Origin of the sequence: Microlunatus spumicola (assembly GCF_039536445.1) — a bacterium.
Taxonomy (GTDB): Bacteria; Actinomycetota; Actinomycetes; order Propionibacteriales; family Propionibacteriaceae; genus Microlunatus; species Microlunatus spumicola.
Map to the genome: position 1 here is coordinate 1,210,308 of NZ_BAAAYR010000001.1, position 14,568 is coordinate 1,224,875.

General features: G+C 70.6%; 11 protein-coding genes. 6 read left to right on the plus strand and 5 right to left on the minus strand.

Annotated elements, in window-relative coordinates; translation table 11 throughout:
* Positions 1 to 58: 58 nt before the first annotated feature.
* From ABD665_RS05455 to ABD665_RS05465, 3 genes are read right to left on the minus strand one after another with little or no spacing between them, the layout of a single operon-like run.
* Positions 59 to 1,009 carry an ABC transporter permease subunit gene (locus ABD665_RS05455; RefSeq protein WP_204911880.1) on the minus strand — a complete coding sequence of 317 codons (951 nt, stop codon included), beginning with the start codon at positions 1,007 to 1,009 and terminating at the stop codon, positions 59 to 61.
* Complete coding sequence (locus ABD665_RS05460) at positions 1,009 to 1,989, minus strand: carbohydrate ABC transporter permease (protein ID WP_204911879.1); 981 nt, start codon at positions 1,987 to 1,989, stop codon at positions 1,009 to 1,011. Before ABD665_RS05460 ends, ABD665_RS05455 begins: the two co-directional genes overlap by 1 nt.
* Positions 1,986 to 3,350 (minus strand): extracellular solute-binding protein, encoded by a 1,365-nt coding sequence (locus ABD665_RS05465; protein WP_204911878.1) that lies wholly within the window; start codon positions 3,348 to 3,350, stop codon positions 1,986 to 1,988. Before ABD665_RS05465 ends, ABD665_RS05460 begins: the two co-directional genes overlap by 4 nt.
* 219 nt (positions 3,351 to 3,569) lie before the next feature.
* On the opposite strand from ABD665_RS05465, the gene ABD665_RS05470 reads away from it, so the two are divergent.
* The 4 genes from ABD665_RS05470 (at position 3,570) to ABD665_RS05485 (ending at position 7,226) form a co-directional block, all read left to right on the plus strand.
* Positions 3,570 to 4,616 carry an aldo/keto reductase gene (locus tag ABD665_RS05470; protein WP_204911877.1) on the plus strand — a complete coding sequence of 349 codons (1,047 nt, stop codon included), beginning with the start codon at positions 3,570 to 3,572 and terminating at the stop codon, positions 4,614 to 4,616.
* 18 nt (positions 4,617 to 4,634) lie between these two features.
* Positions 4,635 to 5,711, plus strand: a complete 1,077-nt coding sequence (locus ABD665_RS05475; RefSeq protein ID WP_204911876.1) for a substrate-binding domain-containing protein — start codon at positions 4,635 to 4,637, stop codon at positions 5,709 to 5,711.
* Between the two features lie 68 nt (positions 5,712 to 5,779).
* Positions 5,780 to 6,196: an RbsD/FucU family protein gene (locus ABD665_RS05480; protein ID WP_204911875.1), complete on the plus strand. Its 417-nt coding sequence runs from the start codon at positions 5,780 to 5,782 to the stop codon at positions 6,194 to 6,196.
* 58 nt (positions 6,197 to 6,254) lie between these two features.
* Positions 6,255 to 7,226: an aldo/keto reductase gene (locus ABD665_RS05485; RefSeq protein WP_204911874.1), complete on the plus strand. Its 972-nt coding sequence runs from the start codon at positions 6,255 to 6,257 to the stop codon at positions 7,224 to 7,226.
* Positions 7,227 to 7,366: 140 nt separating this feature from the next.
* Here ABD665_RS05485 and ABD665_RS05490 read toward each other — a convergent pair whose 3' ends face one another.
* Positions 7,367 to 8,824: an aminobutyraldehyde dehydrogenase gene (locus tag ABD665_RS05490; protein ID WP_204911873.1), complete on the minus strand. Its 1,458-nt coding sequence runs from the start codon at positions 8,822 to 8,824 to the stop codon at positions 7,367 to 7,369.
* Positions 8,825 to 9,067: 243 nt separating this feature from the next.
* Here ABD665_RS05490 and ABD665_RS05495 point away from each other — a divergent pair, with 243 nt between their 5' ends.
* Positions 9,068 to 10,942, plus strand: coding sequence for a glycosyl hydrolase family 28-related protein (locus tag ABD665_RS05495; protein WP_344741369.1), 1,875 nt, complete (start codon positions 9,068 to 9,070; stop codon positions 10,940 to 10,942).
* A gap of 134 nt (positions 10,943 to 11,076) precedes the next feature.
* On the opposite strand, the gene ABD665_RS05500 is transcribed toward ABD665_RS05495, so the two are convergent.
* Positions 11,077 to 12,585: a leucine-rich repeat domain-containing protein gene (locus tag ABD665_RS05500; protein WP_204911871.1), complete on the minus strand. Its 1,509-nt coding sequence runs from the start codon at positions 12,583 to 12,585 to the stop codon at positions 11,077 to 11,079.
* Between the two features lie 279 nt (positions 12,586 to 12,864).
* Here ABD665_RS05500 and ABD665_RS05505 point away from each other — a divergent pair, with 279 nt between their 5' ends.
* On the plus strand, positions 12,865 to 14,304 hold the full coding sequence (locus ABD665_RS05505) for a hypothetical protein (protein WP_204911870.1): 1,440 nt from the start codon (positions 12,865 to 12,867) through the stop codon (positions 14,302 to 14,304).
* The last annotated feature ends 264 nt before the right edge of the window (positions 14,305 to 14,568 follow it).

Here is a 14,568-nt window from a genome sequence, read left to right on the forward strand (position 1 = left end):
CGGCCCCGCACCGACCTCGGTGAATCGTGCTGCGAGCGGGCGGAGGGCTCGGTCCGGGTCAGCCCTTGACCGCGCCCACCGTCTGGCCCCGCATCAGGAACCGCTGCGCGCCGAGGAAGACGATCAGCAGCGGCAGCATGCTGATGAACGTCGCGAGGGCGAGCTGGGGCATGTAGAGCTTCACGTTCAGCCCGGCGGCGACGGTCGGGTTGAACAGCGGGCTCGCGCCGATCAGCTGCTGCAGGCCGATGGAGACCGTGTTGTTGTTCTGGTTCGAGCTGAGCAGGGCGAGCGGGAGGAAGAAGTTCGTCCAGTTCGCCACGAAGGAGAAGAACGCCACCAGGGCGACGGCCTGCTTCGAGATCGGGATCGCGACCTTGGTGAAGATCGAGATCTCGTTGAGCCCGTCGATCCGGGCCGCCTCGACGAGCTCGGGCGGCATGGTCGTCATGAAGTGGATGTAGGCGAGGTAGGCGCCGAAGGGGAAGAAGCCCATGATCACGACGACCGGCCAGAGCTCCCCGACCGCGCCGACCGCGGCGACCTCGAGGAAGAGCGGGATGACCAGGACCGTGTTCGGCATGACCATCGCCAGCAGCGTGACGAAGAGCAGGATGCGGCGTCCGCGGAACCGCAGCCGCGCCATCGCGTAGCCGGCCGGGATGGCCGCGACGACGGCGATCAGCGCACCGCCGACGGAGACGATGAGCGAGTTGATCATCCACCGGACGAAGAGTCCGCCGGTGCCCGGCCCGAAGCCGTTGACCTGCGACCAGGAGAAGCGCGCGTTGTCCCACGACACCCCCCCGAGCCCCAGGAACCCGCCCGTCCCCGCCGCGACCTCGTCGGCGTTGCGGAAGGCCATGGCGACGAAGCCGATGATCGGGAAGACAAAGGCGGCGGCGACGAGGAGCATCGTGACGATGCGGGCGAGCCGGTTGAGCGAGATCGGACGACGGCCGGCCGGGACGTGGACGGTCGCCTCGGGCGTGGCGGTGGCGACGGCCATCAGTTGGTCTCCTCGCTGAACAGCCCGCTCTTGAACACGATGAGCAGCCCGATCGCCAGGGTGATGACGAGCAGGATCAGCGACATCGCGGCGGCGGCCGGGAAGTTGTAGTTGGAGAACGCGAAGGCGTAGCCCAGCTGGCTCGGCGAGTACTGGTCGGGCAGCGCGTTGGAGGCCACCTGGTCCAGCAGCTGCGGCTCGAGGAAGAGCTGGAAGCCGTACGCGAGGTTCATCAGCGCGGCGTAGCCGATCCACGGCCGGATGATCGGCAGCTTGACGTTCCAGGCGACCCGCCACGGGCCGGCGCCGTCGATCTCGGCCGCCTCGAGGACGGCGTCGTCGATGCCGTTGAGCCCGCCGTTGACGATCACGATCCACGTGCCGACGCCCTGGAAGAACAGCATCGCCGCGAGGATGAAGGAGAGGTTGTCGCCGGAGACGACGACCGACTTGATGTCGGTCAGGCCCAGCGCGCTCCAGAACGCCTGGATCGGCGACGAGCTCGGGTTGAGCAGGTAGACCCAGAGGACGAAGTTCGCGACGCCCGCGAGCGCACCGGGGACGTAGTAGATGAAGCGCATCGCGTTGCCGAAGCGCCCGGGGCTCGCGTGCACGAGCAGCGCCAGGCCGACGACGCCGATCATCATGATCGGCAGCCAGATCACCAGGACGCTGGCGATGTTGCCGAACGTCCGCAGGAACCGGAAGTCGGTGACGACGGTCTCGAAGCTCTTCAGCCCGCCGAAGCCGACCGCCGGGTTGAGCGGGGTCGGCGGCGTCTGCAGCGCGGTGACGAAGGCGTACCCGATCGGGATGACGCCCGCGATCAGGAGCAGGACGACGTACGGCGCGCAGAGGGTCCACGCGCCGACCGCCTCGACGCGCCGGGAGGTGCGTCGAGACGGTCGCCGTGCCGGGGCTGCGACGGCGGCGTCGGCCGCCGTCGCAGACCCGGTTCGTGCGGAGGAGGCCACACTCATGGGGTGGTCTTCACCTCGTAGCCCTGGGACTTGGCCTGGTTGTTCAGCTCGCTGCCGAAGGTCGTCCACGCGTCGTCGAAGCTCTTGCCGGCGACGAGGTCCTTCGTGACGGTCTCGGTCCAGATGCCGCCGGTGTTGTAGAGCGTGTAGGCGTGGTCACCGGGGACGTACGTCGCCGCCTCCTTGAACGCCGCGAACGTGGCGTCGTTGTCGGCGAAGTACTTCGAGGCCTTCTGCTTCTCGATCCAGGCGTCCTGCACGGGTCCGTACGCCGGCAGACCGGTGCTCAGCTCGACCTGCCACTGCGGGTCGCTCGCCACGAAGGTGGCGAACTTGAGCGTGTTCTCGAGCTGCTTGCCGGTGATGTGGCTGGAGACGCCCCACAGGCCGCCGCCCTCGTTGCCCGTGGAGGGCTTCGACTCGCCCTGCCAGGTCAGCGGGGCCGTCGCCGTCATGGTGCCCGGGTCGATCTTCCAGGTCTGACGGAACAGGTAGTCGCCCCACCACAGCGCGCCCGGGCTCATCACGAGGTCCTTGCCCGTCTTGGCGGCGTCGGCGTCGAAGATGCCGAGGTTGGAGGCGGCCTTGCCGTCGACCATCTCGCCGACGAGCTTCTTGGCCCGCTGGCACTTCGCGTCGTCCAGGTTGATCAGGACGGACGTCTCGTTGAGGCGCTGGTTCGTCGGGCAGCCGCTGGCCCACAGGTAGCGGTCCGGGGCGTACGCGTCGCCGAGGAAGGCGCTGACCTTGCCGGGGTGCTCGGAGGCGATCTTGACGGCGAGGGTGCCGTACTCCTCCCACGTCTTCGGCGGGGTGTAGCCGTTGGCCTCGAAGAACTTCTGGTTGTACCAGAACACGTCCGGGGCGGCGTCGTTGCGCAGGCAGCGGATCTTGCCGTCGATGTTGCAGGGCGCGAGGACCGCGGGGTCGTAGCCCTTGATCAGGTCGGGCAGCTGCGTGGTCAGGTCGGCCGCGTAGTTGATCTGCGCGCCGGCGGCCCAGGCGATGTCGTCGTTGGACGGGAAGAAGATCGCGTCCGGCCAGCCCTGCTTGGCCTGGTTGAACTGCGCGAACTGCTGCGACAGCGCCTTGCTGCCGACCGTGCCGTCGATCTGGTTGATCGTGGTCTGGATCTCGGGGTTGGCCTTCTTCCAGGCCTCCGCCGCGGGCACCCGGGGCGGGTCGACCCACACCGTGATGGCGCCGCCCGAGTCGGTCTGGGCCGGTGCCGAGGCTCCGGCCTGGCCGGGCAGCCCGCCGCCGCCCCCGCCGCCGCACGCCGAGGCGATCAGCACGGCGAGCGAGGCGCCGACCAGACCCAGCGTCGTCCGCGTACGACGGTTGATGTCCTTGGTCTTCATTGACACTCCTGTCACGCGCCGGGTCGGCTCACCGCCAGGCGAAACGTTTTGCATTCGGGACGAGAGGGAACCTACTCATCGATCTTCGGCACTGTCAATGGATCTGGTGCAACGTTTGACCAACGACGCAGATCGTTGACATCGCGGAGCAGCCGCTCGTAAGGTCCACACGAATCGTTTCGTCTTCGGAGGGCAGCCCCTCCACCCGAAGGAGTCCTCGTGAGCTCGAGCCCCGATGTCACCGCCGACGTCGTCGACCCTGCGTCGGTCCCCTTCCGTGTCCTGACCGGCGGGGCCCGCATGCCGGCCGTCGGGATGGGCACCTTCGGCTCCGACCGCTACAGCACCGCGCAGGTCGCCGAGGCCGTGCGCGGCGCCCTCGAGGTCGGCTACCGGCTGATCGACTGCGCGGCGGTCTACGGCAACGAGCCCGAGATCGGGCGGGTCTTCGCCGACGCCTTCGCCGACCGGGTCGTCGAGCGCGACGACCTGTTCGTCATGTCCAAGCTCTGGAACGACAGCCACGGCGCCGAGGGCGTCGCGACGTCGGTCCGCCGCACGCTGACCGACCTCGGGCTCGAGCACCTCGACGGCTACTTCGTGCACTGGCCCTTCCCCAACCACCACCCGCCGGCCGCCGACCCCGACGCCCGCGACCCGCACGCCCGGCCCTACCTCCACGACGAGTTCATGGAGACCTGGCAGGCGATGGAGCGGCTCGTCGACGAGGGCCTCGTCCGCCACATCGGGACGTCCAACGTGACCGTGCCCAAGCTGCGCCTGATCCTGCGCGACGCGCGGATCCGGCCGTCGCTGAACGAGATGGAGCTGCACCCCTGCTTCCAGCAGCCCGAGCTCTTCGACCTCTGCGTCGCCGAGGGCGTCCAGCCGGTCGGGTACTCCCCGCTCGGCTCGCCCTCGCGCCCCGAGCGTGACCGGACGCCCGGCGACCACGTCGACACCGAGCACCCGGCCGTGGTCGCCGCGGCGCAGGCGCACGGCGTCCACCCCGCGCTCGTCTGCCTCAAGTGGGCCGTGCAGCGCGGGCAGGTCCCCATCCCCTTCGCCGTGAAGCGCCCCCAGTACGTGTCCAACCTGCAGACCGTGACCACGGACCCGCTGACCGACGCCGAGATGGCCGCGCTGCGCGAGGCCGACCAGGGCGACCGGCTGATCAAGGGCCAGGTCTTCCTGTGGCCGGGCTCGGAGTCGTGGGAGGACCTGTGGGACCTCGACGGCACGATCACGACCGGCGCGGCACGATGACCCCGTGAGCGCGGACCGGTGAGCGAGGACCAGGGGGGCGAGCCACGCGCCCGGGCCGGCCGGCCCGGGCGGTCCTCGGTGACCTACAAGGACCTCCAGGAGCACACGGGGCTGTCGCTGTCGACGATCTCGAAGTACTTCAACGGCCTGCCGCTGCGGGAGTCGAACCGCCTCGCCGTGGAGGCGGCGGCGACGGAGCTCGGCTACCGCGTGAACACGCTCGCCCGCAACCTGCGGACGCAGCGTTCACGCACGGTCGGGGTGCTGCTGCCCGTGCTCGACAACAACTTCCACCTCAGCATCATCGCCGGGATCGAGGCGTCGCTGAGCGGCAGCGGCGTCGGGGTCGTCGTCAGCGCCAGCCGCGACGGGAACGGCCGGCTCGGCGCCGCCGTGGACGCGCTCGCCGACCGCATGGTCGACGGCATCATCGCGGTCCCGGCCCACCAGGACGCCGAGGCGCTCACCCAGGTCTGGGGCCGCGGGCTCCCCGTCGTGCTCATCGACCGTCTGGTCGACGGGCTCGACTGCGACGCGGTCGTGCTCGACAACGGCGACGCAGCGCGCCAGGCCGTACGCCACCTGGTCGACCACGGGCACCGGCGCGTGGCCGCCGTCGCCGGGCCCCCCGACATCTGGAGCCTGCAGGGCCGCAACGAGGGCTTCTTCGACGCGCTCCGCCAGCACGGACTCGAGGCCGGGCCCGCCACCGTGCGGTCCGGGCCGCTCACGGTCGAGTCCGGGGTGGCGAGCATGCGCAGCCTGCTCGCCGAGCCCGAGCGCCCGACCGCCGTCGTCTGCATGAACTACGAGCTGACCATCGGCGCCCTGATCGCCGTCAACGAGTCGGGGCTCCGGATCCCGGAGGACATCTCGTTCGTCGGCTTCGACTCCCTCGAGCTGTCGCAGGTCATGAAACCCCGCCTGTCGATGGTCGTGCAGCCGACGCACGAGATCGCCGTACGGGCCGCCGACCTGATGCGGCAGCGTCTCGAGCCCCGGCCCGACGACGCCCCCGAGCCCGAGCCGTACCGTCGGGTCGTGCTGCCCGCCGAGCTCGTGCCCGGCGGTTCCGTGGCGCGTCCGCGTTCCTGACCCGCTCCCCCCCTCCCCCAGTCACTGCCCCAGCCATCACCGACCCGCGCTCGCGCAGGAGGAACCCCGTGCTCAACTACACGCTCACCCACCCCCCGCTGCTGCGGGCGTTGGCCGCCGCCGGCCACGGCTCGCAGGTGCTGCTGGCTGACGGCAACTACCCCGCCGCCACCGCGAAGCCGGCCGGCGCCGAGGTCATCCACCTCAACCTGCGTCCCGGCCTGCTGAGCGTCACCGAGGTGCTCGGCCCGCTCCTGGAGGCCGTGAACATCGAGGCGGCGCGCGTCATGGCGCTGCCCGACAACGGCGACGTGCCCGCCCACGCCGAGTACCAGCAGCTGCTCGGTGACGGGGTCGACTTCTCCGTGATGGAACGCTTCGCGTTCTACGAGGCGGCCCGCGGGCCCGACGTGGCCTTCGTCGTCGCCACCGGCGACCAGCGGATCTGCGCGAACCTGCTGCTGACCATCGGCGTCCGGACCTGACCCTGCCGAGGCAGGATCAGCACCGGGAACGACGGAGCACGACCAGGAGGAGGAGCAGATGCAGGTGCGCCGGCTGCGGACGGGGCTGCCGCTGACCGAGATCGGCTTCGGGGGCGCCCAGCTCGGCAACCTGCCGCAGGCGCTCGACGACGAGGTCGCCCTCGCCGCGCTCGAGGCCGCCTGGGACCACGGGATCCGCTACTTCGACACCGCCCCGCACTACGGGCTCGGGCTGTCGGAGCGCCGGATCGGGCAGGCGCTGGCCGGGCGGCCCCGGTCGGAGTTCGTGGTGTCGACGAAGGTCGGGCGCCGGCTGGTGCCCACGCCGGAGCGGGCGGGCGAGCGTGACCCGGAGTTCGACGTGCCCGCGTCGCACGAACGCGTCCGCGACTACAGCCGCGACGGCGTCCGGCGCAGCCTCGACGACAGCATGGCCCGCCTCGGGCTCGACCACGTCGACATCGTCTACGTGCACGACCCCGACGACGAGTACGCCGAGACCGCGTACACCCAGGCGATCCCCGCCCTGATCGAGCTCCGTGACCAGGGCGTCGTCGGAGCGGTGGGCGTCGGGATGAAGCACCCCGAGGGCCCGGCCGAGGCCATCCGGCGGACCGACCTCGACGTCGTCATGGTCGCGGGCCGCTACAGCGTGCTCGAGCAGCAGGCCCTCACCGAGCTGCTGCCGCTCGCTCTCGAACGCGGCGTCGGCTACGTCGCCGCGGGCGTCTTCCAGTCCGGCCTGCTCAGCCGGCCGCGACCGTCCGAGGGGCTCACGTACGACCACGGGCCCGTCCCGCCCGGGCTCCTCGCCCGCGTGAACGCCCTCGCCGACCTCGCCGAGCGGCACGGCGTGCAGCTGCCCGACATGGCCGTGCAGTTCCCGCTCCGCCACCCGGCCGTCGTCTCGGTCCCCCTCGGCGTCCGCACGGCCGACGAGGTCGCCGAGAACGACCGCCGCTGCGCCGTCCCCATCCCCGAGGAGCTGTGGGCGGAGCTGGACGAGCTGACGGGTTCGCGCCAGGGGTAGGTTCGCCGACCTCTTCGAGGCCCTTCGACAAGCTCAGGGGGCGTACCTGGCCGACGCTCCCTGAGCCTGTCGAAGGCGCGAACGCTCCCTGAGCCTGTCGAAGGGCCTCGAAGAGGTCAGCGTCCTCGCCCGAGGCCGACCTACCCCTCGAACCCGTGGTGCTGCATCACGTGCTTGACGCGCGTGTAGTCCTCGAGGCTGTACATCGACAGGTCCTTGCCGTAGCCCGAGTGCTTGAACCCGCCGTGCGGCATCTCGGCGACGAGCGGGATGTGGGTGTTCACCCAGACGCAGCCGAAGTCGAGGCGCGCCGGGACCCGGGCCGCGCGGCCGGCGTCGGTCGTCCAGACCGAGGAGGCGAGCCCGTACGCGGTGTCGTTGGCCAGGCGGACGGCCTCGTCCTCGTCGCTGAACCGTTGCACGGTGATCACCGGGCCGAAGATCTCGGTGACGACGGCCTCGTCGCCCTGCCGGACGTCGGCGATGACGGTGGGCGCGTAGAAGTAGCCGCGGTCCCCCACCGCCCGGCCGCCGGTGACGACCTGGGCGTGCTCGGCGACCCGGTCGACCAGGCCCGTGATCGTCTCGAGCTGGCGGGCGTTGTTGATCGCCCCGTAGAAGAGGTCCTCGTCGGCCGGGTCGAAGCCGGTGCGCGTCCCCTGCGCGGCCTCGGCGAGCGCGGCGACGAAGCGGTCGTAGATCCCGTCCTGGCAGATGACGCGCGTGGCGGCCGTGCAGTCCTGGCCGGCGTTGAAGAACCCGCCCGCCCGGATGCCCTCGACCGCGGACTCGAGGTCGGCGTCGTCGAAGACGATCACCGGCGCCTTGCCGCCGAGCTCGAGGTGGGCGACCTTGAGGTCGGGGGCGGCCGCCGTGGCCACCGCGATGCCCGCCCGGGTCGAGCCGGTGATCGAGATCATCCGCGGCACCGGGTGCGCGGCCAGGCGGGCGCCGGTGTCGCGGTCGCCGCAGACGAGGTTGACCACGCCGGGCGGGAAGACCTCCTGCGCCTTGCGGACCAGCCACGTCGACGAGGCCGGGGTCGTGTCCGATGGCTTGAGCACCGCGGTGTTGCCGGCGGCGAGCGCGGGCGCGAGCTTCCAGATCGCCATCATCGCGGGGTAGTTCCACGGCGTGACCTGGGCGACGGGCCCGCGGGGCTCGCGGCGTACGGAGGAGGTGTAGCCGCGCAGGTACTCCCCCGACGCCCGCCCCTCGAGGACGCGGGCCGCGCCGGCGAAGAAGCGGATCTGGTCGACGAGGACCAGCACCTCCTCCGACAGCGTGAGCCCGAGCGGCTTGCCCGTGTTCTCGGACTCGATCCGGGCCAGCTCGTCGGCGGAACCCTCGACGACGTCGGCGAACTTGAGCAGCATCCGCTGGCGCTCCGACGGGGTCGTCCAGCGCTGGGACTCGAACGCCTTCGCGGCCGCCGTGAAGGCGGCGTCGACGTCCTCGTCGCCCGAGTTCGGCGAGGTCGCGTAGACCTCGCCCGTCGCCGGGTTGACGATGTCGAGCACGTCGCCCGACGCGCTGGGCCGCTCCTCGCCGTCGATGACGTTGACGAACGTCTGCTTCTCCGCGACCTGCTCGACCATGACCAGCCCCTGTCCTCACGACGGTGCGCGGGCAGCCCCGTGCCCGCCAACCGTGCCACGCCCGGCCGACGTCCGAGCACCGAGGTCGAGCCCGATGGTCCGGCTATGCATGAGCCGGCCGGGCGGGGTTAAGTTCCTCTCGGTTCATCACCGTCGGAAAACGATTCAGGAGTGGCAATGACGCCCACCGCACCGCGGACCACGCGCAGACCAGCGCCCCGCACCCCCTTCCGCCGTCGAGCCGTGGCGCTGCTCGGCGCGCTCACGCTGGCCGGCCTCACCACCGGGGCCCTCGTCGCCCCCGCGGACGCCACGCCGACCCGGCCCAGCGCCCCGGTCGCACCCGCCGCACCGGTCGGACCTGCGGTGGCACCGCAGGCGCTCGACCTCGGCCCCAACGTCACGCTGTTCACCCCGGCCACGCCGCAGGCGGAGATCCAGTCCCGCCTCGACGCCATCGCGGCCCGCCAGGTGCCCAACCAGTTCGGCGAGGAGCGCGACGCCGTCCTCTTCGCGCCCGGCACGTACGGCTCCACGGAGAAGCCGCTGATCTTCCAGGTCGGCTACTACACCGAGGTCGCCGGACTGGGCCGCAACCCCGGCGACGTGGTGATCAACGGTTCCGTGAACGTGTTCAACCAGTGCACCAAGGACGACACCGGCGCCGAGAGCTGCATCGCGCTGAACAACTTCTGGCGCTCGCTGTCCAACCTCACGATCAACCCGACCGGCGGCGAGGGCTGCCGCGCGAACACCGAGTTCTGGGCGGTCTCGCAGGCGGCGCCGCTGCGCCGGGTCGACATCACCGGCAAGACGACGTTCATGGACTACTGCACCGCCGGCCCGCAGTACGCCAGCGGCGGCTACCTCGCGGACGCCCGCGTGGCCGGGGAGGTGACCAACGGCTCGCAGCAGCAGTGGTTCACCCGGAACTCCCAGATCGGCAGCTGGTCGAACGGCGTGTGGAACCAGACCTTCGCCGGCGTCCAGGGCGCGCCGCCGCAGTCGTTCTCGAACCTGCCGACCACGAACCCGCCGTACACGACGCTCGCCACCACCCCGGCGAGCAAGGAGAAGCCCTATCTCTTCGTGACCGACCGCGGCCGCTGGAAGGTCTTCGTGCCGCGGGCGCAGAAGAACAGCTCGGGCGCGTCGTGGGCCGACGGCCGTACGCCGGGCCGTGGGCTGAAGCTCTCCACCTTCTTCGTCGCGAAGCCCTCGGACTCCGCCAGGACGATCGACAAGCAGCTCGCCAAGGGCAAGAACCTGCTGTTCACGCCGGGCGTCTACACGATCGACCGCACCCTGCACGTCCGCAAGGCCGGCACCGTCGTCCTCGGTCTGGGCCTCGCGACCCTGACCGCGACCAAGGGCGCCGTGCCGATCGAGGTCGCCGACGTCCCCGACGTCGACATCGCGGGCCTGACGATCGACGCCGGCTCCAAGACGTCGAAGGCGCTGCTCGTCATCGGCTCCGGCAAGAAGAACGCGCACGGGCCCACGGCCAAGCGGCCGACCGCCGTCCAGGACGTCTTCTTCCGGATCGGCGGCCCGCACGTCGGCAAGGCGAAGGTGAGCCTGCTCGTCAACAGCGACCACGTCATCCTCGACGACATCTGGGCCTGGCGCGCCGACCACGGCGAGGGCGTCGGCTGGAAGGTCAACACCGCCGCCAACGGCGTGATCGTCAACGGCGACCACGTCACCGCGACGGGGCTCTTCGTCGAGCACTACCAGCGCTACAACGTCATCTGGAACGGCGAGCACGGCCGCACGGTCTTCTTCCAGAACGAGCTGCCGTACGACGCCCCCGACCAGAAGGCGTGGCGCCACGGCGACACGCTCGGGTGGGCGGCGTACAAGGTGAATGACAAGGTCAAGCACCACGAGCTGTGGGCCGGCGGGTCGTACATCTACACCAACGTCAACCCGTCGCTGCACCTCTCGCACTCCTTCGAGGTGCCCGACCGGGCCGGCGTCCGGCTCCACGACCTGGTGACCGTCAGCCTGAACAACGCGGGCACGATCGACCACGTGGTCAACGACGTGGGCGCCGCCGCCACGCCCAAGTCCGACGGCAGCAACATCGTGAACCTGGTGGACTACCCCGTCCGCTGACATCACGACCGGGCCGGTGAGCGGCCCGGGACGCACGTCGTACGGCGTCCGTCGTGGGACACCCTCGTGGTGACCTGCGGCGGGCGCCGTTCCCGTTTCCGAGGTCCGCTGGCGCCGGGGTCAGGGGCGCGGGGTCAGCGGTCGCGCGGCGGGCGCATCGGCCGCGGTGCGCTGCCCGCCACGACGACCTGCTGCGCGACGCCACCGAACTGGACCTCCGCGCACTCGGGCCCGTCCCCGACGAACGGCACCTGGTACGTCCCCGCGGCCTTGTAGCTGATCGCGGCACCGGTCGTCGTCCAGGCGGACGACCGGCCCAGCTGCACCGTCTGGCCCGCGACCGTCTCCAGCGGCAGCCGGAAGGGCTGCCCGACCCGCGCCGCCGGCTTGACCTGCACGGTCTGGCCGAGGGCGTTCACCAGCACCCCGCAGCGGAGCGGGCTGAGGTCGGCCAGGTGGTTGCCGGACACGTCCAGGGACGAGACGTTGGCCGGCAGACGGAACCCGTCCAGGTTGTCGAGCTGGTCGTCGTTCAGCGCGAGGGAGGACAGCGCCGCGAACCCGGCGAGCTGGTTCAGCGGACCGAGCCGGCTCTCCGACACGGAGAGGTAGCCGAGCTGCGGCAGCTGGCTCAGCGGGCTGAGGTCGGCGCGGTCCACGCCGCTGACCACGAGCTCCTGCAGGTCGGTCATGTTCCGCAGCGTCGAGACGTCCCTGATCCCGGACGAGGCGACGACCAGCCAGGTCAGGCGGGTGGACGCGGCCAGGACGTCCAAGCTGGGCAGCCGGACGCCGTAGACGGAGAGCTCGGTGAGGTCGGGCTTGCCCGCGAGGCCCGTCCCGCTCGTCGCCGGCGACGTGAGCGACAGGGTCCGCAGGCGGTTCAGCGGGCCCAGCGCAGACACGTCGGTCGCGGCCGCCTGCACCCGCAGCTGGGTCAGCGCGGTGAGGTTCCGCAGGGGCGAGAGGTCCTTCACCTCGGGCACCGCCAGGTCGAGGCGCTGCAGCGCGGTCAGCGCGCCGACCGCGGCCACGTCGACCGGGCCCTCCTGGTCGGCCGACAGCCGACGCAGCGCGGTCATCGAGCGGAGCGGCTCGAGGGTCGTCCAGGTCGCGCCCGTGACGTCGAGGTAGGTGAGCTTCGTGAGCTGCGCGAGCGGCTGCAGCCCCTGCACCGGGTTGCCGTAGACGTCCAGCCTGGTGAGACCGGTCAGCGCCCGCAGCGGCGAGAGGTCGGAGACCTTGCTCATCGGCAGGTCCAGCTCGCGGAGGTTTACGAGACCGGCCAGCGGGGCGAGGTCGGAGACCGTGCTGCCGTACGAGAAGGAGAGCGACGCGAGGTTCGTCAGCGCCTGCGCGCCGTCGAGCGAGGCCGGCGACAGCTCGCCGCAGTCGAGCGCCGTCAGCGTCGCGGCCTTGGCCCGGGTGATCGCCGAGGTCGGCGGCATCCCCAGGTTCGCGGCCACGCAGGTGCGGAAGACGGGGTCCGCGAACGTGAGGTCGTCGGCCAGCGGTGCGGCGACGGCCATCCCCGGGGCGAGCGTCACGGCCGCGCCGGCCAGGAGCAGGGCCGCCGTGGTGCGGCGGAGGCGGCGCCCGGCGGCCCACGGAAGGCGGCGCGAGGTGCGCATTTGTTCTGACACGGGAGAATCTTAAGGTTTCATGAGCGTTCGTGTCAGGACCGTGGGAACGGTCTTTCTGGGGAACGACGCCGGACGCACGAACGGCCCGCTCGTGACGAGTCCCGTGATCTAGGCGATCGGCCCTGACACCCGAGAGCAGACCATGATCGCGGATATGGTGCGACGACCCAGGGCCTGCTGGAGATCAACTTCAGGGGTCTGCGACAGCCCTGCCGGTCTCCAACGACCCCTCCTGCGCCCCTTGTCGATCCGGCGGTGCAACCGAAGAAGGAGCAAGCGATGACTCAGGGCGACCCGGAAACGGTGCAGACGGTCACGGTGGAGGCGGCCACTGTGGAGGCGGCCACTGTGGAGGCGGCCACGGTGGAGGCAGTCACGGTGGAGGCGGTCACGGTGGAGGCGGTCACGGTGGAGGCGGTCACGGTGGAGGCGGTCACGGTGGAGGCGGAGCTCGCCACAGATGAGGCGACGCGCGACATCGCACAAGCAGTCAGCGCTCGCCACTCGATCGCTCGCAAGTACGTCATGCGGATCCGGCGTCGGCATCCCGCTGCGACACCTGCCGAGGTGATCCAGATGCTCGAGCGTCACTACGCCACCTCGATCACGACTGCTGGTGCGCTCGTCACAGCTGGCGTGATCGCCGCTGACATCGGCATCGCCATGATTCCTGGGGTCGGGGCTGCAGCGGCCGGGGTCAAGAGTGCGGGCGCGCAGGCCGCCAAGAAGACCGGCAAGGAAGCCGCGAAGGTCGCTGCCAAGAAGGCGGCGAAGCACGCCGCGAAGAACATGGCGCTGGGAACTGCCAAGAACGGCGCGCAGCGAGCGGCAGCACTGCTACCCGCAGGCGACGAGCAGCTGCAGTTCGAGATCACGGCGATCTTCGCTCTTGCGATCGCCGACATCCACGGGATGGATCTCGACAAGGATCAAGCACTCGCTCTGGTGTACGGACTCTCCAACGAGCGCGTGAGTCAGAAGCAGATCGCGACGATGGCGACCGACTTGTCGGGTTCGTCGACCGAGAACTCCGTCGGTGTCGGCAGCAAGATCGCTGCTGGTCGCACGGACTGGTCGCACTGGGCCAACACTCTCGCGGACACCCTTCCTGGTGGCGCCGCACAGAGCTTGGTGAGGACCATGCAGACAGGTCAGCTCGACGTCGTGCGCGAGAGCTTGACCGGAAAGCAGCAGGCCACCATCGAATACGGTGTCGGAGCTCTGGCCGGAGGGGTCACGCGCTTCGTCTTCGGTCGCGACGTCGTGGTCGCAGCCCGTGCGGCATTTGCAGACGCCCCGGACGAGTTTCCCGAGCACCTCGCGGTGAAGGTGGCGGAACATCCTGAAGGCGAAGATGACGAGCTCGGGCAGAATCGAGCATTGGCGGCCATGGAGGACGCCGCGAAGATGACGGGGACCTGGCTCGCGGACACCGCCAGCACGGTCGGTGGCGGCGTCACAACGAGCGCTGTCGCCGTCGGCACAGGAGTGGCGAGCGCAGCGGACACAGCAACACGCGTGTTTCGAAGCGTGGACATCGACGGGGACGGCATCCCGGACGAGCCCCAGGCTCTTACTGCGGTCAAGGGCGTAGGCGGCGCGATCGCCGGCACAGCGGGATCGGTCGGCGGCAGCGTCGCTGGTCTGTTCCGAAAGAAGCGCGACAAGCGAACCACTGACAGCTCGGACGCGACCGACGAAAAGCTAGCCGAGAACTGAGGCAGGTTGTCTAGGTCGATCCGTTCTGGGCTGCGGTCTCATCCCCTCGCTCAGCTCCTCGTTCGCTCGAGCGACTGACACCGTCGGACCCGTCGGACCCGAACTCAGTTCACCTGGCGGCAGCGGGTCGTGTGCCCACTTCCTACTTCGCGCGCTACCGAACTCTCGGTCGATGGCCGTGGGAGCAGGCGGCTCGGACGACCCTGCGGGCACCGCGCGACCCCTGACGAGGTGCACAACCACGAACGGCCCGCTCGTGACGAG